The organism is Kosakonia sp. BYX6, from assembly GCF_038449125.1.
In the GTDB taxonomy this organism is placed as follows: domain Bacteria; phylum Pseudomonadota; class Gammaproteobacteria; order Enterobacterales; family Enterobacteriaceae; genus Kosakonia; species Kosakonia calanthes.
This window is the reverse complement of record NZ_CP151800.1, coordinates 114,557-137,691: the sequence shown is the minus strand read 5'-3', so window position 1 is coordinate 137,691 and position 23,135 is coordinate 114,557. Positions and strand designations below refer to the sequence as shown.

The 23,135-nt window shown below is 49.3% G+C and carries 6 protein-coding genes and 1 tRNA gene; 3 read left to right on the top strand and 4 right to left on the bottom strand.

The genetic code is table 11. From position 1 onward, the window contains the following. The first annotated feature begins 197 nt into the window (after positions 1 to 197). The 3 genes from AAEY27_RS00525 (at position 198) to AAEY27_RS00515 (ending at position 2,992) form a co-directional block, all read left to right on the top strand. Positions 198 to 292 (top strand) — tRNA-Sec (locus AAEY27_RS00525). A 361-nt stretch (positions 293 to 653) separates the two neighbouring features. Next, a complete protein-coding gene (locus tag AAEY27_RS00520) occupies positions 654 to 1,232 on the top strand; it encodes a hypothetical protein (RefSeq protein WP_342323027.1) in 579 nt (192 codons plus the stop codon). Positions 1,233 to 1,270: 38 nt separating this feature from the next. Next, positions 1,271 to 2,992: a pyridoxal phosphate-dependent decarboxylase family protein gene (locus AAEY27_RS00515; RefSeq protein ID WP_342323026.1), complete on the top strand. Its 1,722-nt coding sequence runs from the start codon at positions 1,271 to 1,273 to the stop codon at positions 2,990 to 2,992. Positions 2,993 to 3,026: 34 nt separating this feature from the next. On the opposite strand, the gene AAEY27_RS00510 is transcribed toward AAEY27_RS00515, so the two are convergent. The 4 genes from AAEY27_RS00510 to AAEY27_RS00495 all read right to left on the bottom strand — a co-directional run bounded on the left by AAEY27_RS00510 (position 3,027) and on the right by AAEY27_RS00495 (position 23,132). Next, positions 3,027 to 12,269, bottom strand: a complete 9,243-nt coding sequence (locus AAEY27_RS00510) for a hypothetical protein (RefSeq protein WP_342323025.1) — start codon at positions 12,267 to 12,269, stop codon at positions 3,027 to 3,029. A 63-nt stretch (positions 12,270 to 12,332) separates the two neighbouring features. Further along, positions 12,333 to 12,938, bottom strand: coding sequence for a LuxR C-terminal-related transcriptional regulator (locus AAEY27_RS00505; RefSeq protein ID WP_342323024.1), 606 nt, complete (start codon positions 12,936 to 12,938; stop codon positions 12,333 to 12,335). 123 nt (positions 12,939 to 13,061) lie between these two features. After that, complete coding sequence (locus tag AAEY27_RS00500; protein WP_342323023.1) at positions 13,062 to 22,214, bottom strand: hypothetical protein; 9,153 nt, start codon at positions 22,212 to 22,214, stop codon at positions 13,062 to 13,064. 30 nt (positions 22,215 to 22,244) lie between these two features. After that, positions 22,245 to 23,132, bottom strand: coding sequence for a Pvc16 family protein (locus AAEY27_RS00495; RefSeq protein ID WP_342323022.1), 888 nt, complete (start codon positions 23,130 to 23,132; stop codon positions 22,245 to 22,247). Positions 23,133 to 23,135 lie beyond the last annotated feature (3 nt).

Here is a 23,135-nt window from a genome sequence, read left to right as displayed (position 1 = left end):
TCAGATTACGTTTCTTCTTTTCTGTGAACGCGGTTCCATTAAAGGATGCAAAAAAGCTAAGCAATGGAAAAGATAGAGATTTATCTGAAACGGCCATAGAAAGCGGAAGCACAATGAGAAAATTTATGGTGGGGGGATGTGGTAAATGTCTGAAAGTAGCTATAATGCGCCCCGCCTCCATGTAGCAATGCAGGCGCGGAAGATCGTCATCTCCGGTGAGGTGGCTGGACTTCAAATCCAGTTGGGGCCGCCAGCGGTCCCGGGCAGGTTCGACTCCTGTGATCTTCCGCCAAAGTCAATTGCCTCTTAATTCAATATATCTAAGCATGCGCCACTTTTTTTAAGTAACCCTCTCTGAGAAACCATTAAATAAAAAAGTTAAGTCGCTAATATTTCGATAAAGCCGTTGTTCAATTATGCCGAATAATTGAAAATCTTGGACGCAAGTCCCATTTTTTATTGCAACGATGTTTAATTTTCTTTCCGCTTCCGGCGTTAATCGCATCGCTAACACCTCTATTTAATTTCAGAAGTTTCAGCAATCCACTTCTTTATTATCCATGTTATCTTCCCCATCGCATATAAATGCCACGAGAATCATCAGGCATAATTAATAAAGCATTTATATAAAACTATTCAACTGAGGAAGAATAATGAATGTAAGGGATGCTGCTTATTCAGATATCGATATGGTATGTGATCTGCTCGCAGAGGCATTTTATGACGATGTCCTTATTAAATCGGCTTTTCCGGTTCCGGAAAGGCGAAAAGATGCACTGCGCAGTTTCTTTCGAATTTATGGTGAAGTCGCGCTTCGAAAAGGCGGCATTATTATCGATGAGAATAATAGCGGCGTATTAATGTATTTGCATTACGACTCAGATGATATCAGTGATGAGATAATCTATAAGCAATTTCAGGACAAATACAGTCCCGATTATGCCGCCATGGCATTCTTAATGCATAAACTCAGCGCTTATCATCCTAAAACACCGCATTACTATATTTTTGTCCTTGCCATCCCAGGGCATGAATGTGGCGTCGACGTGATAGCCGCATTACTCCGCAGGCTTCATGCCCTGCAGGACAAAGCGGGTATCCCCTGTTATGCCGAATGCACAGCCGCGCGCGTACAAAAACTTGCCAGTCGGCTTGGCTATCGACATGCGGGATTCCCATTGCGTGTTGAGGGTTTTCCGGAACTTTATCCGATATTAAGAGACCCACAATAAATCCGCTTAAATAAAGAAATTTCACACAAAGGATTGTCATGAATAACATTAATGAAAGCTCGCCAAATAAATTTAGAAAGTTTCAGGAAATTGCGAATTCACTTTTCCCCTCGGCATTCAGAGATAAACGAGATGCTTTATCTGAAAATATTGTTAATGCTATCGATCATATAAATAGATTGCGCCCTGAAAATAAGGGACCGGCCTGGTTAGGAAATAACGGCGATCTTGCTATTGATTATCAAAGCATAAAGACGGCTGAAATAGCAGACAAACTCAGCTGCTGTGAAGATGTAATTAACGAAACGGTTGCATTATTTAATGGGATGCCTAATTGGGGTCATCCTCTTGCCATGTGCAATACCATTCCGCCGGGAAATACCGCTTCAATCATTGCCGGGATCATGGCACAGGTATTTTCGCCAAATATGCTATCGGGGGAATATGCATGGAATGTGCAACGCGCAGAATTAGAAAGTGCCGGGATGCTGGCAAATTTAGTAGGTTGGGATGCGCAACGTGCTGGCGGGGTTTACACCTACGGAGGCTCCGGTTGTTGGACCTATCACGTTAAGTACGCGCTAACCCGCGTGCTGCCCAATTCCAGGGAGGAAGGCATACGTACCGACGCCAAAATCCTCTGTTCGCAACAGGCGCACTACACCATGATGAACAGCACGGATTGGGCCGGCCTGGGAATGAATAATGTCATACGCATCAAAACCGATCCGAAGACCAATGCGATGGATCTCAAGGATCTGGAGTCAGTGCTTATTGCTCTGCGGATGCAAAATATTCCTGTCGCCTCGGTGGTTTGCACCATGGGAACGACCGACGCCAATGCTTTCGATCCGGTTGCGGGCGTTCGCCGTTTATTAGATCGCTATCGCAATGCTGCACCCTATGGCCGGGCGTTACTCTATTGCGATGCGGTGACCAGTTGGTCCTGGCTGGCGTTCCAGAAATATGACTTTACGCGCAATCCGCTGCAATTTACCGAAGCGTTGTTGCCGTTTATGAAAAACAACTACCGTGCTCTGCAAAACATGAAATACGCCGACGCGATTGGTTTTGATTTTCACAAAGCGGGCTTCGCGCCCTATATCAGCAGCATGTTTGCTTATCGCGATGCTAGCGAGTTTGAAACCCTTCTCCAGCGTCCCGGTTCGGCTTATTTGCAGTCACGCACAGAATACAATCCGTACGATTACACGCTCGAAGCCTCGCGCGCGGCAACCGGCGCGCTGGCGGGTTGGGCGACGATGAAATATTTCGGTTATGAGGGATTTCAGGCCATTCTTGGCACGATTATGGAAAATCACCACGCGCTGCGTAACCTGCTGAACACTGAGAGCGCCACAGTATGCGTCAACGCCAACGATCATGGCATGGTCACCCTGTTTCGCATCTACCCGAAGGGTGTTGAGGCGGAGCAGCAATATCAGCAGGAGCTTTGCGATCCGGCCTGGAAACCGCAACTGTTGGCCCACAATCAGTTGACGCAGGATATTGGCAATAAACTCTATCAATGGTTTCGCACCGGAAAGCAAATTAACGGTAAGTTCACGCCCTATATGAGTTTCACCACCGGGTTTTGCGTCACTGAATATAACCGCGACGCGGCCGACCCCGAGGCAAAGGTGTACGCGCTAAAAATCTATATCATGAACACCCATTTGACGCCGGAGTTGATGAAGCACGTGCTGGATTGTGTAATAGCGGCACGTGATGAAGTGGTCGGTGATGCGGTCAGGTTTTGATGCAAAAGGGGGAAATGTCCCCCTCGAAATCGCCTCAGTTCCCTTCACCACCCAGATATTTATCCAGGAGGTTAGCCGACCAGGTGCTCAACGTAATGATATCCATGCATCGCTCAGCGAACGTTTCGGCGTTACTTACCTCACCCTTACAAATTTCTTCCAAATATTTTGTTTCAGCAGTTAGTCCATTTTTGTACTCCGGCATTTTTTCAAGGAAAGCCGCTGCATCCACTTCCCCTGACGCAAGTTCTGAAACATTTTTCAGTAAATCATTAAAAAGACTGGCCTCACGCCGGACCCGTTTCCCTTTGAAGGCCACATATATTCCCAGCAACCGGTTCCAGAAATCATGGTTGCGGGCCTGCTGTTGTGCCATATCTTTCACTAAATCTGCGGAAGAAATGTCTGAAGGCATATAGACCTTTGCACGCGTCACAATATTCCGGGTATCCCGCGTGGCCTGGCTGAACTTCAGCGGGTAGGCCGTCACCTTCTTGTCCAGAATATGGGCCAGCGCTTTTCCTGTCGGCAGGTATCCGAACGCGCCAAAGCAGGATTCAAGCTTGATCTCTCGAATTGCGCCTAATTTCAGCGGCGGCGACTCACGCAAACCCAGCCCTTTAATGACCTCTGCCAGTTCATACGCGTCCATAAAATTCGCAATACCCGGTGCGCCATGGAGCCTGACCGTCAGGATCGGACCATCAACAAAGAAAGTGGCGTCGCGACCAAGAAGAGAGGCGGTGCGCAGCCTGCTCAGCGAGATATCGCCCGACAGAACGCCATATTTTGTGAAAAGATCATCCGGGAACTGGCTGGCATTAATAATCCCGTTCTGACTGACCAGCCTTTTATCCAGCAGGTGTGGGTTAATCATCATGAAATTGCCATCGCCCAAGCTGTACATCAGATGATGGACGGCGAATGAGGGCGAAGAGGTGTTGCCAAAAACGACAAGTTTGCCTTTGTCAATGACCTGCAGCGCGGCGCGCTCGGTCACTCTGACCGTAGATACAAATAAGCTTTCCGCCGTGCCCGCGACTGTCGTGCCGCCCTTTGAGGCTTTCAGCAACGTGGTTAACGTTTCCTGCAATGCCGTTACCTGCTCCGGCGCCAGCTCACCGGCCTGTTTCAGAAGCCCGGTCGTTTTTGCAGCCAGGTCGGTATCATCCGCAAGCCCTGACAACTGCTCTGCAAGGCTTATCAGCGTGGGATATTCCGCACGCAGAAGGTCTTTGGGATCGCCAGCAACAATCTGGAGTGCCGGCAGGCTGTCATCACCCCGTCGTTTGAAGACGTTATTTTTGAACTCCCCCAGTTGCTCAGCGGTTAAGATGCTTTTGCTGTCGCTGAGAGTGGCACCCAGAGCCGTATTTTTAATCCCGGCGAAACGGCCGTTTCCAAGGCTGACCATGACATGAACACGGCGGGTAATTTTATCCGGCGCAGCGGAGTCGACTTCACTGAAAATCAGTATCTCGCCCTGTTTCACACGCAGTAATTTTTCTTCACTGTCGATAACCCGGCTCGCCGAGAATAACTCCCCGGCCTCTTTCGAAGGATTTGCCAGGGCCAGTTTAAGGCCCTCTTTCAGCTTCGTTGCCGCTTCGCTGCTTAATAACTTCGCATCTTCCAGTAACTGGGCAGCATAATCCCCGCTTTCTTTGACCGTGCTCTCCGTATAACGGCTGCGACGCGCCGCCGCGCGGACCGCATTCTCAGGCGCAAGCCCTGCGGGCATCATCGTTTTGCTTGCTTCGGCATCCTCCACTTTTGGTGCGGCGTTACCAACATTGCGTGCAACCCAGTTATTATTTTCCTGTTTTACCGGGACCCCATAACTCAAAACATCCGGTTTATCCGGGTCGACTGTTCGCCATGTCTTGAATGCCTCATCCCAGCGCACCTCATAGACATTGCCATCCACTTTGATGTAATAAGGGCCTTGCCCAGCGGTGATAACCGAGGAATGAACCGTGCTCCCCTGCACAGTTTGGGTTTGCATATTTTCTATCGAAATATTGTTACGTGCGTGTTTGTTGTTAAGCGCTTGACCGGAACCAGACAAGGATCTTGCGGAAAAGAGCTTACGGAATTCTTCCGGCTTGCTAATACGGTTTACCGCAAACTTTGATATGCTCCTTGCCGCAACCGGATCTACCAAATCGATAGTGGCCAGAGCGCCGGTTTTGAGTATTTTTAACGCACTGAATGCCGATTCTTTAGCTAACTCTTTAATTGCATAAATTTTCAGCGCCTGCCCTGACAAACCGCTTCTTACGCCCTGCTGCATGATTTTGCCTAATGTTGGCGTATTTTTTACAATTGTGGCTACTCTCACACCAGCCTGGGTGGCAACCCCCACCACGCCGACAATATCAAGCATGATAGAAGCTACATCAGGCTGATAATCTTTATCTGTGGCCGCGTGATATATCTCTTTATAAAAAGGAACTAGCGTAAATGCTATTTGTTGAAGGACTGAGGGTGTATAAAGCTCAGATTTTAATGCATCGGCTGACTGGTTTAAGACAGAACGCATACTGGTATTTAATACCGAAATAACCGTATCGGATGTTGCCGTGTTGTCGCGAGTGTTAAACGATAACGTATACACCGACCCTGTTTTCGTAAACTCTGGTACTGACTCACCACGAATAATCTCCTCTGTATAGAGCGCACCGTATATCAACTCCGCATTAACATCATCCCAGCGAATATTACTGCCTTTATAATCATTTTTCTTTTTAGGGTTAAAGTTATATTTTTTTGAAAAGAAGTCCATATCATAAACTTCATGGGTTCCATCTCCTCCACTTGTCGGATCGAGCGTGGCAATAACTCTTAAATAATCATTTTTCAACATTTCTGCATTAGTAAAAATCTTACAGGTAACAGCTCCGGGGAATATAGAGAAAAAAACCCAGCGCGAATCAGGCAACTGTATAAAAAGCATTTCGCCAATTTCAGGATTCCCAAAATTATCGAAAAGCTGGACTTTTAAACGCACTCTTTTATTGACAGGTTGTAATACTTCTTCGACAGAAAGTCCCGAAATCAACAATAATTCTTTTGTTCTTTCACTGGCATCATAAATGCTAAACTTTTCTTTATAGTCACTGAACTGTTTATTAAATTCAGATTGCAATTCGAAATAATTGCTACTTATCATTGAGGACAAAGGGGTATAACCTTCAGGCATACTTTTTTCCTGGACTAATGGATTGAACTTTTGTACATCGGTACTGTATTCCTCAATAACGTTTTCAACATCCTCACCTTTTAAATCAGAGGTTTTCTTTTTGTGTTTCAAAAGCCAATAACATATTGCAGAAAGCATATTTTTTAATTCAGCATCAACATTATTACCAAACAACTTCTGCGCTATTTTTTCCCCCTGATTATTGGCCCAGACAATATCTGCATAGCTATATTTAATAGCAGGTTTCTCAATATCACTATCTTTAAGTTGCTCTAAGACCTCAGTAAACGTGGACGCAGTTATCTGCTTGAAGATCAACAGCGTTTTCGAAATGTTTATTTTTTTCAGCTCATCCAATTCGGCGGAGGTATAGGCAGTCCTTGCTTTGCTGGTGATAACGACTTGTTTCAGTGCGAGTTCAATAATCGTGGCTTGTGCCGCTAACAGCTTATCCTTATTCTCACCCTGTTCTGCAAGGTTTGCTTTCAGCGTTTCCTCGGCCAGATCAATGCCCGCAAAAGCAACTGAATAAATTTCGTTAAGCGTTTTTATTTCATCACTGTATTCATTTTTTTTATTAATAATAGTACTTTTCAGTTCTCGCAAAATATCTAGTCGTTTTTGAGCACCTTCAAGCAGTTTTTCATAATCTTTAACTTCACCTTCAAGTCTTTTATGATTAGCAAAAGTAGTTCCTCCATGGTTTATATTCGTTAATATATTGGAGATTTTTTTATTATAATTTGAGACAACTTGTTCTTGAGTTTTTATTCTATTCTCTAAATCATCTGTCTTTAGTAATTCTCTTTTTTTCTCTAAATTCTTTATCAGCACTTTGGCATTCTGCGCCAATGTCAATATATAGGGGGTGGGCGTACCCTGCGTTAATGCCGTTTTGTATAGTGCAAGCAGAGGCTCATTCCAGTCTCGTTCCGGCGTTAACGGGGATGTTTTACTTTCATCTGATTTAACCCACGAAAGCACGCTGTTTTTGATGACTAACAGATTTTTTAGATAGCTATCATGTGGGTTTGAATATCTTTTAAAAATCTCTTCGTCAACAATATCAAGCAAATTTCTCAGAACACCTTGCCATGATGTAAATTCATTTTCTGATAATACATTCTGTAGTTTTTTATGGATATCAGGATCCAGATCTATCCTTTTAATTCGTCTCAACGTATCGTCAAAGGATGCATAATTTTCAGATGATGTTTTTTCTAAAAACTCCCATTGCTGTTGCACTTTTTTAATAAAAACCAACGTATCAGTCCCTGCAATGGTAAATTTAATAGCAGCAAAGTCCTTACTAATCCATTGAAAATCATACAGCATATTATTAATGAGAATAAAATTATTTCTGCCGTGGCTATAAACAAACCCTTCCACGTATGCTTTTATATCAGTTTGGATAAGCTGACTGCTTGTGTCTGCTTTCTTCAGTTCACTGATCACCGCTGAAGACAATGATGCCTGAATTAAAGTATTACCGGTCGCTCTACCTGATGTAAAATATAACACATTGTTTTCACGATAAAGCCTTATAATAACATCTTCTTTTTTATCCGCTGTTTTAATTGTTATATCAACCTGATTACCATATATTCTTACAGGCCAGTACTGCCCCATCAGGAATATATAACGGCTTTCGCCGTTTGCATAAATATTGCCTTCAGTACCTATATCCATATTGTTATAACTAAAACCGCGGTCTGATTTGATACTACTTAACGCCGTTTTTACGGAAGGAGAAAGCGTGGTAAAAATTTGTTTTTCATTACTACTGGCACTGCCATCATCATCTTCACCCTCTCTAAGATGCCATTGTTGATCACTATTTTTAAAAGTTATTGAGATTGACTTCGTTCCTGGCGCTTGTATATCCGATGATGAATGAATTATTCCGTTAATATCTCCATCGGCTCCCAGACTCAAAGCAGTGACACAATAGTAGTTCCCCCCCACATAGATGTAACTATCACTTATCGCGTGATAGAGATACATCATCGGAATAAGTAAAGTGAGATCAGTCACCTTCTCTTGATAACTCTCTACCCCTGCAAATAGTTCAGATACTTTTCTCTCAAGTGCTGCAGAAATGCTTGTTTTCATCGGAAGCGGTAGTAATAGACCTTTATTTCCGCCAATACCAGAAGGTGCCGAAACTTGAGTAACGGCTGATACAGCTGGAGATTCAAATTGTTCTGGCGATGCGATAGCAAGCGCATTTTCTGTCGCGGCAAGGTGCCATTCTCTGCCTTGCAAATAAATATTTACATCCTTGCCATTATCCACTCCGGGAATAATGAATTTTCCTGCCGACGAAAATATTACTGGCCAGTAATGATCATTTAAGAAAATATATTTTCTCTCGCTATCATCATAAATTTGCCCTTCCTTTCCAGGCAACATATCGAGATATTTATACGCCTTCTCTGTGGGCCAATTTTTAGCGGCTTCGGTAATTTCCTTACTACACTGCGTCACTGTCGTTTTGGTTTCAGGTCCAGGTGCATTTGAACTACTGCCGCTGAGTGAGTCTTCTGCCAGATGCCATTTCTCATCCTTCAAATCAAACAATACCTTCAGTGGCTGATTAACTTCACTTTCCTTTTTCCAGTGCGGATAAAGTTTAGCTTCACAACTGCCATCCTCGTTTATTTTTATGTAATTAAGAACCCGATAGCGACCGCCAATATAAAGAAAATTGCCTCCATGATAGTGATAGTATTTGTAGCGTGCTGAAAACAACGTTGCTTCTGAAACCGGCAAGCGATACCCGTTTACGATCGGGAAGAGTTCCAATACACGCAGCTCCAGTTTGGGATCAATCGCCGTTTCCCGGTTCGGTGCCGGATAATGGGATCTGGCGGCTTCTTCGGCTTTGCCCTCCGGTACAACAGCAATATCGGTACCTTTTTGAGCACCTGCTTCCGCCGCCCGTTTTCCACGTCTGTGCGGCATATTCTCCTGTTTAACTTCTGGCTCTTCAGCGAGATCAGTTTCTGCTTCTTCAGCAGGCGCAGTCTGCGTACCTGACGCTAAGGAGATGCCCGTTGTTGTGCCACCGGCAAAGGATTTAATCCCCGGCCGTTTCAGGGCTGCGGTTCGCTGCTGCGAATGAGCACGCGGCTTAGAAGAAATGGCCGGCCCGTTATCTCTTTTTGTCTGCAAAGTGACATTTGCAGGTTGTACATTTCCCTCAACGGCTTCTTCAACCATTACCTCCGGGAGTGCGGCTTCCTCTTGAACGGCACTCTCTTCAACCTCCTCTTTCATACCTGTTGTCACTGTTCCGTCATCGTTGTTATCCGCCAGCATGGATAACAGATAGCTTTCCATATCGAAATCCCCTGCGTCAGAGAGAGCCGCAGCGCGGGCCTGGGCTTCCGCGACCATTTTGTCAATCGCATCCTGTAATTCCTGCTCGGCGCGCGCCCGTATTACCGAGATAATCGCGGCACGCCCCCCCGCATAGCCCCCCGCCCACAGCCCCTCTTCCGGGATATTCAGCGCGAAGCGCTTCACCATCTTCTTCAGCGCGCCGTTGTCGTGGCGGTTTTTCCCCGCTTCCCACGCCGTGATGGTCACCGCCACGCCCCACCCCACCCCCGGCGACAGCGACAGCGCCAGCCGGATGCCGATTTTGGCCAGCGCCTGGCCGATGAACGCGCTTTTAATCCCCCTGGCCGGTGCCTCGCCCAGCCGCACCCGGTTCATTTTCCGCAGCCCGCCCGCCAGCGTGTACCCCGTCCGCGCCCCGCGTATCGCCACACGCAGCGGCAGTGACACCGGCCCCGTCACCAGGTTAAAGCCGCCGCGCAGCGCCGCCCACAGCGCACCGCCCAGCACTTTCCGCTCCGCCCAGCGCCGGATGTCTTCCGGCACGCTGCGCGAGCCCGCCAGAATTTCCTCCGCCGTCGGCGGATACACCTGCGTGCCGGTGGCGGCATGCTGCAGCGCCAGCGCCAGGCGTTTCAGGAACCCCTCCGCCTGCGGGTCCCCGCCCCTGGCAAACTGCTCCCGGTTTTCCTCCATCACCCCTTTCAGTGCCCGGTCAAACTGTTCCGCCGCCTGCGCGCGCTGCTCCGCGGGGATGCCCGCCAGGTAATCCTGTTTCAGCGCCTCCGCCCATTCCGCGATGCCGCGTGCCAGCATGCCGCCACGCGAGAAGCTGTCCAGCGACGTGCCGGTGATACGGATAATCCGGGTTTTCACCTGCGCCTTCAGCTGCTCCAGCTTCCGCGTCTGGTTACGCAGCTGTATGTCCAGCTCCCGCCCGCCCGCATGCCCGTGCTCCGACAGCCGGATAACCGCGCTGTCCAGCCCGCGCGCCACACCGGCAAGCTCATCCGCCACCCCGGACATCATCTCCGCCATGCGCCCGATATCGCCCCAGCGCTGCTGTTCGCTGAGGGCTTTCGCCTGCTGCAGTTCCTCACTCAGTCGGGTATAAAACCCGGATTCTGTAAGGCGGGCAAACGGGGCCAGCAGCGCCTCAAGCTGTGTCAGTGCCTGCTGCCCGGTCTGCTGCCAGCGGCTGGCTTCCTGCGCCAGGCGTTCGTCAAGCAGCGCGGCAAGCTCCGGCAGCGTCGGGGCAAGCGAGGCGGACGTGGCCTGCACCCGCCACTGCTGCTCCAGCGCCTCCTGCAGCAGCCAGGCCCGGGTGGCAAGCTGTTTTATCTGCCGCTCCGCCTGCTGGATTTCATCGAGCAGCAGCAGGCCGGTGTTGCGCACCGCCCGGTCCAGCCCGTCCGGGTCGGTGGCCCGGCGCAGAACCTGGTGCAGAAAAAGATGCCCGGTGCGCAGTGCGCCCCGGCTGACCCGGTGCCCCGTCCTGCGCGCCAGCGTCGCGGAGCCAGCCAGCACGCCCCGCCCGGCCTCGCGGACCTGTTTCAGCAGGGGGATGTCCGGTTTCACCGTGAGTTTCCGGCTCTCTTCTTCCGGCAGCGCCACCTGCTGCTGCACCTGCGCCAGCAGTACAGTCGCCTGGCCCAGCGCCGTGGTGACCGGCAGCATGGCGCGCGCCAGCCGGACATGCGGCGGCTCTGCGGCGCCGGGCTGTTTCAGCACGGAGGAAAGCGCCGCTGCCAGCGGGTTGCCCGCGAGAAGGGTTCTGTCGACATCCGCGTCACGGCCGGGGAGGTGGCGGGCATACTGCTGAAGGCGTGCGCCCCACACCGCCAGCTGTTCCGGCGTGCCGGAAGGTTTCGCATCCGACTGCGCCAGCAGGGTGCTGAGGGCGAACTCACGGATGTCCCGCGCGCCCTCCTCCACCTTCACGGTTCCGCCTTCCAGGTACTGCGTCAGACGGTGGCGGACGATACGGCTTTCCGCCAGCAGGGAGTCCTGTAACTGGCTGAACTTTTTGTATTCCGCGCTGAGCCGGTACGTCTCCGAGAACATCAGCCCTTCGGCCTGTAAGCGCTGTGCCTTCTGCGCCTGCGGGGAAAGCCCCTCCTGCGCCAGCGCTTCCGCCAGTTTCTCCCGCTGCTGCCGCGCCGTTTTTTTCGCCTCTTCCGCCCAGTCAAGACCGCGCACTTTCGCCCCGGCGGCGAGCGCCTCCAGCGCGGTGGTGAGCAGGCGCACCAGCCTGTTCGCCTGCAGCACCGTGTCCTGCAGCACCGGCGGCATCGCCGGGTCATTCACCGGCAGGGTGCCGAGCGCGGCGAGGAAAATTTTCGCCGGCGCGGTCAGTACCGCGGTTTCCGGCTGCTTGTCCACCTGCGCCAGCGCGGCCTGCAGGGTTTTCATCGCCCCCTCGTCCGGCCCGCTGAGGTTGTAGCCCTTTTCGCGAAACTCGGCTATCTGCGGCAGCTTTTTCGCAAAGGCCTGGCGGATAAATGCCTGCAGGGCGCTTTCATCACGGATGTTTAGTGGGATACCGTCGCCGGGTGTACCGGCATCAGCCGCGCTCTGCTGCCCGGCAGGCGAAACCTCCCCGTACAGCTCCAGTGCCTCTTCGGCGAGGGCTGAAAAGGGATCGAGCCAGGCATCATCGTGGCTGACGTCACCGGACTCCGGGGAGCTTTCCGGCTGCGGCAGTTTCTGGGGCAGCATTTCATACAGGGACATAGCGCCTCCTGAGGAGAGAGGGGAACAAGCAAAATAAATGGAGTAATAAATGAAGAGAACGGCTCAGGAGGCCATTTGCGTTGAGCGAAGGGAGGAACTCTGCGCCACTACAGTCAGTTCATTGCTTTCCATATGTGGCAGAAATTTCGCGTCCGGCATCATTTTGCCATCAACTAAGCAGAAGCAGTCATTCCACGTATTGTAGATATGAATAAGCTCAGCCAGGCTATTAATTCCTAACTTGCGAAGGACCATATTTTTATAATTACTGACGACCTTGCGGCTGAGATGTAAAGATTGACAAACATATTCGTTCGATTGCAAATCTAAAAATTTAACTAAAATCTTATATTCAACGTCACTCAGCCGAATCTTACGAAAATGGTGTGTCAGTTCATTATCCTTCATGATTCTAAAAAAACGTTGAATCTCATTTTGCAGTAAATTAACAGGAGTGGATTTATCAAGCTTGTAGTAACGCATACAGATGAAAGATTGAAAATCCATCCCTTCGTTTAAAACAGAGAGCAACGAACCCATGCTGCAAAAAATAACTTTCCCGTCGCCTCGATCGAAAGCAACGAGTGCATGCGTTACATGGGGATTAATATTCCTGAGCAGGTTATCCATACCTAAAACAAAATAACTATCCTGAGAGATGATATACATATTTAACCTCCAGATAAGGTTTTTGATTATTACATTTAAGATTCACGCAATCAGAGATAATCATTAAATAGCAGAAATAGATCCATTAACAAAATAATACTAATGATTTCATATTGAGTTTCATTAAGATAAATACTTCGTCAGCAACCCATTATTAACATCTGCGGTATAACTACTCACCATCAAAAGATCCCAAAGACGTTCTGCCATACTATCGTCATCAACAGGTCGCGCTTCACAAATTGTTTTAATAATATCTTCTTTGACATAAAATCCTGGTTTGTATTTAGGATGTCTCACCAACACATCTCCATAATGAATCTCCCAACGTGCATATTTCGCCAGATCAAGCAACAACTTTCCAAATTCATCAGTGGGATTTTCGTCAGCAAGGTTAACATGATAGTAATTTTTTAGTCGTTTCCAGAAAGCATTATTACGGAGTTCCTGCGCTGTCGTTTTTTTCACATCATCAGGGTATTTAAAATCTTTAGGTTCATAATATTTACGTAATTCATTACGATACCAATCAGCACGCAGTGCATGTCCAAATACCCACGGGGTAGTTTGAATACTTTTTTTAGAATAATAGGCCAGCGCTTTTTCTGGTGGATATGACCCATAGCTACCAAAACAACTTGACACTCCCATTTTATTAATAGTCATGGAAGAAAAGTCTTTCTTTTTGGAAAGGATTGACTCAATGATATCGTTTACTAATTCCTCAGCGTCGGCAGGACGTACAATATCTCTGTTTACCATTGCCTCCTGCAAACCTATTCCAACAAAACTTCCAGACCAAACAGAAACTATTCCCCAACGCAGTAAAAACTGATTACTTAATTTCGTAAAATGCAATTCTCCTGTAGAGACTTTGTATGTTTTAAATAAATCGTCCGGGAAGCTGCTGGCGTTAATTACACCAGTCTTAGCGGTCAGGCGCTTATCTAACCGTCCCGGATCGATCATTAAGAATTTTTTATCTCCCAAACTGTACATGGCATGCCTGAGCGGCCCTTTATTACTATATGGTTCAAACAGAATCAACTTGCCCCTAGGTAACGAACCAAGTTGTGCCTGATTTTGTATTGTTACCGTCGAAGAGAATATATTATTCAATGCAAGTCGCTGTGTGTTTCGACCAAGAGAGATCATTTCTTTTAAAATAACGTACAATTCGTGTGCTTGCTCGGGACTGAGCTCTTCCGCCTGGGCTAATAAACTCGTTGTTCCTTTTGAAATATTACTTTTCCCGACCGGCGGCTGTTCATAAATCTCGGCCAGCTTATGAATAGGAATATTCAACTTCACCATATTGTAAGGTCTGCCAGAAACCAACAATAGTGTGGGCTGACTTTTATCTCCAGTACGTTTCAATAAACCAGCATAAAATTCCCCCAGTTGGCGGATATTTAAAAGCCGCTTGTGATCGCCAAGCGCAGGATCAAGAATGCCATTTTTGGTCCCCGCGAAACGGCCATTACCGAGGCTTACCACGCAATGAATTGGCCGGGGACCTTTGCTTACATTATTAGGGTCGACTTCCATAAATAACAGCAACTCACCAGGCTTCATTCGAGATAATTCATCATTATTATTGAGAACTTTCGTACTGGAAAATAACCCATCAAGCCCACCGCCGGTCGAAGAGGCGGTGTTTTTGTACTGTGCCGCCTGTTTAAGACCGTTACGTAAATCATTTGCAGTCTTCGTGTCGATGAGTTTTGCATCTTCGACCAAACCCACAGCGTAATCCCAGCAAACACCACTTTCTCCGGTTGCTGCACGGGTATTACGATAAGCGGTGCGTATCGGATGTTCCGGCACAGGAAGATCAATCATCGTAAAACCTGGCTGTTTCGATTTCGCTAACAAATCACCAGGGAAATACCAGCTTCTTTTCTTCAATACTGTCGCACCGGGGATTACGGTGTTAGGTCCATAAGATAACCATTTACTAAAAGGACCGAAATAATATGAAGCTCTAGCTTGGTTTGTATAATCACCATATTTCATTAAAGCTCTCTGAGACACATTAGCATACTTCTGCGCCCATATTTTTTCCGGAAGAATATGAGGGCCACTAAGATCTGGATATACAGTTGAGAATTGCCCTGCAGTAAGGTCAAAGACATAATCCTTTCGATGGCGAGTGCCTACAACGACGAAATGGTTTATTGCACCTTCGTCACCGCCATTAGAAAAGATAGCCATTCCGCGAAAACGTATATTTACAAATCCTTGTTCCTTCATATATTGCGCAACCGTCCCGGTGATAGATTCGCATTTTTCCTTCGGTTCTTTGAGAGCCTCTCTTATATCTGATCTCTTTTTAAGATCGGCCAGCATTTGATCCCCTTTAAAAATTTCATCGTTCCATATAGTGTCTGATGGCACGCCTTCGGGTATGTTTTGCCTGATTGACTGGCTGCCAAATAAAACTTCTAAGTCTGGGTCTGGGTCTGGGTCAGGGCCACGGCCTGGGCCTGGGTCTGTTGAGGCGCCACTACTTTTAGGGTCGCCACCACGAAGACCACCATAATCTTTATTTATCTTCCATTGACCATTCTCATAAACAATAGGTTCGCCATAACTGAATCGACTGGGGTTTTGGGGATCCACTGTGCGCCATGTGTGATAAGCTTCATCCCAACGTACTTCGTATACGTTACCGTCTTGCATGATGTAATATTTCTTTTCACCACTATCAAAACTTGACGGCGAATAAACCGGTGCACCATGGACAGTTTTCTGTGTCATACCATCAAGGGTCATATTTGCTCTGATATATTTTTTATTAATTCCGCGAGCGACTGCCTCTGTCGTTTTCCTTGGAATAATACTAATAAGATTGCTAGCTTTATTACCAATACTGCGAGCAAGGCCTGGCGCGTCTCTTAAAGAAACAGGATCAACTAAATCTATTAATGATGACGCTGTTGTTTTTAATAATTTAAGCGAGGCAAAAGCCACCTCTTCCGCCATATTTTTTATAACATAAAGCTGTAAACCCCTCCCCGTTAAACCAGCCCTTAAACCTTGCTGAGTTATTTTTCCCACAGTGGCTATATTTTTAATTATGGTGCCCACTTGTACACCAGCTTGTCCAGCCACTAATAATACGCCAAGCGTATCGACAACAACTGAAGCAATATCAGGATTATGCTGAGGGTCATTTGCAGTCATATATATTTCTTTGTAATAAGGAATTAAAGCAAAAGCAGCTTCTTGCAATGCAGACGGTGTAAACATCTCGATTTTACTCGCCTTGGCAGATCGCTGCAAAACGGTACGCACACTGGCATTCAAAGCTGATATTACATTACCTGAAAAGTAACTATTCTCATCTACATTATAATAAAGATGATGCAATTTTTCGTCCTTAAATATATTTGGTATTTCTTTATCTTTATACAGGACACTGGTAGTCAACGACGTAACTGCATATTCCCATTGTTTGTTTTCAAACAAAATAACTTTGCCAAAAGTAATATTTGCATCCGTAACAGGTGAGGGGAAATTACTATTGGATATTTTTGTAATATATCTTAGATTTTCGTTTCTTAGCATATCATCATCAGATATTACTTTGCAGAAAGTTGATCCTGGAAATATAGAGCAAAATATCCACCGGCCATCTTTGAGTTGCAAAAAGAGCAGTTCACAATTTGACGGTTCTGATGTCATCCCTTCCTGTGTTACACGCAAGCGAATCCTTTTTTTGACAGACGTAATCATATCCTCAATAGGAAGGCCAGAAAGAGTAAGGATTTGTTTTGATATTTCGCTAGCATCATAAGCACTATACTTATTAATATAGTCATTAAATTGAGCCACATAATCCGAATATGAAGAAAAGGCATTGCTCGCCATCATACTCGATAATGGGCGATAACCTTCAGGCATAGTCTTAACTTCAGTGAGGGGATTTAAACGGTGCAAATCAGCATAGTACTCTTCAGTAAGAGTATCGATATCCTGATTACGTAAGTCAGATACATTTTTACCTTTTTTTAATAGCCAATAGAGAATGGCTGGAAGTTGTACTCTGGCTTCAATATTATCATCGCCGCTAAAATACTGTTGACCAAGTTTTTCAGCCTGGCGGTTCGCCCATAGAATATCGTTATAATCTTTTTTAGATACTGTTTTGTTAATATCACTGTCTGTTAACGTCGTGAAAATCAAATTAAAAGCATCTTGCCGAAATAATATCTGCTTGATCTCAACTCTGGCAGCCCGTATTTTTTTTAATCTATCGAGATCACTTTTAGTGTATTCGTCAACCTTATGATGAGTAATATCTACCTCCTGCAATACTAGCAAGATCAAGGCATTTTTCGCAGCACGAAGACGATCGCTCTTATCGCCTTGTTTTTTTAATTCATCTTCGTAAGTTTTCTTACCCCAATCTTTTCCAGACCAATGCATACTATATTTATCAGTAAGCAAAAGTATGTTCCGTTGATATTCCTCTTTTTTCGCTACAATTTCTTTTCTTGTAGCCTCTAGCGAATTACGCTGTTTTTTCAGTTCATCAATTTCACCCTGAATGCTCTCTACTTTCGTTTCGGCTGCTATTCTTTCCATGAAAAGATCAGGCTGAACATTTTCCAAATCTTCATTTGCCCAAGCTTTTTTAATTTCTTTATTCCTTATGTCTATATCGAGTGAGTTTATGCGCTGTTGCAAGTCGTTGGTTTTCAATAAACCTGACTTTTTTTCCATTTCTGCAACTGATGTACGGGCAAATTGCGCTCGTGAAATTTCTAGTGGCTCCACGATGTCATTTTGCATCGCATACTGGTAGGAATGGAGCAATGAAGCATCCCATGCCATTTCGTCGCTACTTTGATATTGCCTCGCTTCATACGTTGTATCCAGATAAGACGAAATAATGGCTTTTAACTTCAGCACATCTTCGTTCCTTCTGCTTGTAGGTTGTGTATATGTTCTATTAAATTGATCATTCAGCATGGAATTTATCTTATTAAGTATATTACCCTGCGGCACATCACTCGGCTCAAGTAGATCTAAAATTTGTGTAGCAATATCAATTTCAAAATTATTTGAGATTAGTAACGAAACAAATTCATTAAAATCTTTTTTAGCTATTTTACCGACAAAGTAGAGATAACCATTGTAACTTTGAACTAAGACAGCTCTCTCCTGTCCATTTTCGTTAATAAAAACTGCTCCAGTGTTTTTATCAACAACTTTATATTGCAAATTCATGCCATTGATATACATGTAATTTTCATTGTCCGTTCCTCTATATAGTCGGCACATCGGATCGGGGACAATAAATGGCCCAGAAGATAACTTTGTCTCGTCCCACTTACGGGTTTCATCTAATAAATCACTATTGACTGTTAAATTATCGAAGATATTTATTAATGCCGGCTCGATAGCTTTCTGTGTTATCCCAGACACAAATTCGTACCATTGATTATCAATTAATTCGAGAGCGACATCATCACCTTGATTTGCACCCTTTATGGTAGCGAGAGATGACGTACTGAATGTTATCGGCCAATATTTATTTGCAAGAAAAATATATTTCTGCACACCATCATTATAAATAGCGCCTTCTTCTCCGGGAACCATATTGTCGTAAGAGAATGAATATATTTCCCACCATTTTTTGGCTTCTTCGTAAAGTTCCGTTGAGGCTCGGGTCGGGGTTGCCAGTTTACTTGTTGTCGGAGGCATAGTATCCCCGCTATCTAAGCCGGTCTTATTTTCCAGACACCAGGTATTCGTAACGTAATTAAACTTAACGGCTATCGGCAGATTTCCGCTCCACTCGCCTTCCCTTTTTGCATAAAGGTGCCCCTTGAGCTGCCCTAGTTTGTTATTGGACAAACGCAGATACCTATAAACGCCACCAATATATATGTACGCCACCTCATGATACTCTGAATTGTTATAGACTTTTTCCTTGGCATATTTCAGTACCATATCGTCAACGGGTTTCCGCACACCGCTAGATGCAGGAAAGACCGACATGACTCTTTGCTCTAAGTCGGCGTCTATCGCCGCTTCGCGTTTGGGTGCCGGTAATTCGAGAGACGCTATCGATGGCGCAGCCCTTTTCCCTCGGCCATGCGGTATCGTATCCTCAGGCTCATTTTCTAGCGCTTCTGTGAGGGAAGTTTCTGCTTCTTCAGCAGGCGTGGTCTGCGTACCCGACGCTAAAGAGCCCCCCGGTGTCACGCTCCCCCTCAAGAATTTAACCCCTGGTCGTTTCAATGGTGCCACCGGACGTGGTTGAGTTGCAGGCGGCTGTTCAGCGGCGGCTCCCTGCCCGGTTTCTGCCTCTGTCTCAAGAGCATCATCTGCAAGCTGTAATGTTCCCTCAATGTCCTCCTCGACTGATTCGCCCTCCGTTTCATCGTTTTTAACGGTTTCATCAGAAGATATTGCCCCTTCCTGAGTTCCTTCATTAAACGCTTCTGCTCCCTGTACTGTCTCATCAGAATCTGTCGTCACGATAGATTCATCGCCTAAATCCTCCGGCGACAATGTGGATACCAGGTAGCTTTCAAGGTCTCCCTCTCCAAACACATCCGCTGCGGTGGCTTTCATCTCTGCAACTATTTTGTCAATGGCATCCTGTAATTCCTGCTCGGCGCGCGCCCGTATTACCGAGATAATCGCGGCATGCCCCCCCGCATAGCCCCCCGCCCACAGCCCCTCTTCCGGGATATTCAGCGCGAAGCGCTTCACCATTTTCTTCAGCGCGCCGTTGTCGTGGCGGTTTTTCCCCGCTTCCCACGCCGTGATGGTCACCGCCACGCCCCACCCCACCCCCGGCGACAGCGACAGCGCCAGCCGGATGCCGATTTTGGCCAGCGCCTGGCCGATGAACGCGCTTTTAATCCCCCTGGCCGGTGCCTCGCCCAGCCGCACCCGGTTCATTTTCCGCAGCCCGCCCGCCAGCGTGTACCCCGTCCGCGCCCCGCGTATCGCCACACGCAGCGGCAGTGACACCGGCCCCGTCACCAGGTTAAAGCCGCCGCGCAGCGCCGCCCACAGCGCACCGCCCAGCACTTTCCGCTCCGCCCAGCGCCGGATGTCTTCCGGCACGCTGCGCGAGCCCGCCAGAATTTCCTCCGCCGTCGGCGGATACACCTGCGTGCCGGTGGCGGCATGCTGCAGCGCCAGCGCCAGGCGTTTCAGGAACCCCTCCGCCTGCGGGTCCCCGCCCCTGGCAAACTGCTCCCGGTTTTCCTCCATCACCCCTTTCAGTGCCCGGTCAAACTGTTCCGCCGCCTGCGCGCGCTGCTCCGCGGGGATGCCCGCCAGGTAATCCTGTTTCAGCGCCTCCGCCCATTCCGCGATGCCGCGTGCCAGCATGCCGCCACGCGAGAAGCTGTCCAGCGACGTGCCGGTGATACGGATAATCCGGGTTTTCACCTGCGCCTTCAGCTGCTCCAGCTTCCGCGTCTGGTTACGCAGCTGTATGTCCAGCTCCCGCCCGCCCGCATGCCCGTGCTCCGACAGCCGGATAACCGCGCTGTCCAGCCCGCGCGCCACACCGGCAAGTTCATCCGCCACCCCGGACATCATCTCCGCCATACGCCCGATATCGCCCCAGCGCTGCTGTTCGCTGAGGGCTTTCGCCTGCTGCAGTTCCTCACTCAGTCGGGTATAAAACCCGGACTCTGTAAGGCGGGCAAACGGGGCCAGCAGCGCCTCAAGCTGCGTCAGTGCCTGCTGCCCGGTCTGCTGCCAGCGGCTGGCTTCCTGCGCCAGGCGTTCGTCAAGCAGCGCGGCAAGCTCCGGCAGCGTCGGGGCAAGTGAGGCGGACGTGGCCTGCACCCGCCACTGCTGCTCCAGCGCCTCCTGCAGCAGCCAGGCCCGGGTGGCAAGCTGTTTTATCTGCCGCTCCGCCTGCTGGATTTCATCGAGCAGCAGCAGGCCGGTGTTGCGCACCGCCCGGTCCAGCCCGTCCGGGTCGGTGGCCCGGCGCAGAACCTGGTGCAGAAAAAGATGCCCGGTGCGCAGTGCGCCCCGGCTGACCCGGTGCCCCGTCCTGCGCGCCAGCGTCGCGGAGCCAGCCAGCACGCCCCGCCCGGCCTCGCGGACCTGTTTCAGCAGGGGGATGTCCGGTTTCACCGTGAGTTTCCGGCTCTCTTCTTCCGGCAGCGCCACCTGCTGCTGCACCTGCGCCAGCAGTACAGTCGCCTGGCCCAGCGCCGTGGTGACCGGCAGCATGGCGCGCGCCAGCCGGACATGCGGCGGCTCTGCGGCGCCGGGCTGTTTCAGCACGGAGGAAAGCGCCGCTGCCAGCGGGTTGCCCGCGAGAAGGGTTCTGTCGACATCCGCGTCACGGCCGGGGAGGTGGCGGGCATACTGCTGAAGGCGTGCGCCCCACACCGCCAGCTGTTCCGGCGTGCCGGAAGGTTTCGCATCCGACTGCGCCAGCAGGGTGCTGAGGGCGAACTCACGGATGTCCCGCGCGCCCTCCTCCACCTTCACGGTTCCGCCTTCCAGGTACTGCGTCAGACGGTGGCGGACGATACGGCTTTCCGCCAGCAGGGAGTCCTGTAACTGGCTGAACTTTTTGTATTCCGCGCTGAGCCGGTACGTCTCCGAGAACATCAGCCCTTCGGCCTGTAAGCGCTGTGCCTTCTGCGCCTGCGGGGAAAGCCCTTCCTGCGCCAGCGCTTCCGCCAGTTTCTCCCGCTGCTGCCGCGCCGTTTTTTTCGCCTCTTCCGCCCAGTCAAGACCGCGCACTTTCGCCCCGGCGGCGAGGGCCTCCAGCGCGGTGGTGAGCAGGCGCACCAGCCTGTTCGCCTGTAACACCGTGTCCTGCAGCACCGGCGGCATCGCCGGGTCATTCACCGGCAGGGTGCCGAGCGCGGCGAGGAAAATTTTCGCCGGCGCGGTCAGTACTGCGGTTTCCGGCTGCTTGTCCACCTGCGCCAGCGCGGCCTGCAGGGTTTTCATCGCCCCCTCGTCCGGCCCGCTGAGGTTGTAGCCCTTTTCGCGGAACTCGGCTATCTGCGGCAGTTTTTTCGCAAAGGCCTGGCGGATAAATGCCTGCAGGGCGCTTTCATCACGGATGTTTAGTGGGATACCGTCCCCGGGTGTACCGGCATCAGCCGCGCTCTGCTGCCCGGCAGTCGAAACCTCCCCGTACAGCTCCAGCGCCTCTTCGGCGAGGGCTGAAAAGGGATCGAGCCAGGCATCATCGTGGCTGACGTCACCGGACTCCGGGGAGCTTTCCGGCTGCGGCAGTTTCTGGGGCAGCATTTCATACAGTGACATAGCGCCTCCTGATGGAAGGGCAGAACAGAATTAATTTGTTGGCGGTGTCAGCGCGGCGGCGGCAAGGGTGCTGGTCACTTCGCTAAGGAGCAGCGTTTGACCATCTTGATCCAGGCTCTCGCCGCTCCAGGCAGTGATTGCCGTATTTAATGCGGCGAGGTTGGCATCCTGCGTCACGCCCGTCACAATCACCTGAATGTTCTGCACGGTGTCATCATCTGATGCGGGCAGAGGCGCCACATGCACCGCCACCTTCGCCAGTTGCGTACGTGCCGCGCTGGTATTACCGAGCGCCGCGACTAAGCGGTTAAACAACAGTTGTTCGAGCTTTTCGAGCACCGCGGCGGATTGCTGGGTGGTCTGCATGATGGTTTCGAGGATGGGTTGCCCGGCTTCGGCAGGCGTTGCAGGGTGCACAATACTGACCGGCAACGTGACGGCGAAATTGATAATCGCGCGGGGTTTGTTATCCAGCGCCTGCCAGAAATTCCCTAAACTGTTCAGCGCTTCGGGTTCGATAACGCGAATCTGGTAATTCTTGAAATCGTCATGGCGGCGCATGCAGAGCAACGCACGCAAGGTTTCTGTCAGCTTGAGGATGGTCTGGCTGCTGGCCTGCGTATCGGGGGAGCTGGCATCGCCGCTGCTGCTGTCCCAATAAGTTGCCAGGTAGAGGCAACGAATGCGGGCATAAGCCGTGTCATAGGTGGCGGTTTGCGGGTTGTAGCTGTTTTGCATGCTCTGGCGAATCGACAGATCTTCATGAATCAGGTACATAAACAGGTGCAGTGTCGGTGTCGTCGGCGCTTCCTGCGCGTTGGGCGCATCGAAGCGGATATCGACATCCGCGACGTGTTCGCCAATATGTTTCGCAATCAATTCATTCAATACGGCAATTTCAGTGGGTTCGTCAGCCATGAT

Coding starts and splice junctions, on each gene's coding strand:
- AAEY27_RS00495 (WP_342323022.1), bottom strand. CDS start 23,132: ATGGCTGACGAACCCACTGAAATTGCCGTATTGAATGAATTGATTGCG.
- AAEY27_RS00510 (WP_342323025.1), bottom strand. CDS start 12,269: ATGTCCCTGTATGAAATGCTGCCCCAGAAACTGCCGCAGCCGGAAAGC.
- AAEY27_RS00520 (WP_342323027.1), top strand. CDS start 654: ATGAATGTAAGGGATGCTGCTTATTCAGATATCGATATGGTATGTGAT.
- AAEY27_RS00515 (WP_342323026.1), top strand. CDS start 1,271: ATGAATAACATTAATGAAAGCTCGCCAAATAAATTTAGAAAGTTTCAG.
- AAEY27_RS00500 (WP_342323023.1), bottom strand. CDS start 22,214: ATGTCACTGTATGAAATGCTGCCCCAGAAACTGCCGCAGCCGGAAAGC.
- AAEY27_RS00505 (WP_342323024.1), bottom strand. CDS start 12,938: ATGTATATCATCTCTCAGGATAGTTATTTTGTTTTAGGTATGGATAAC.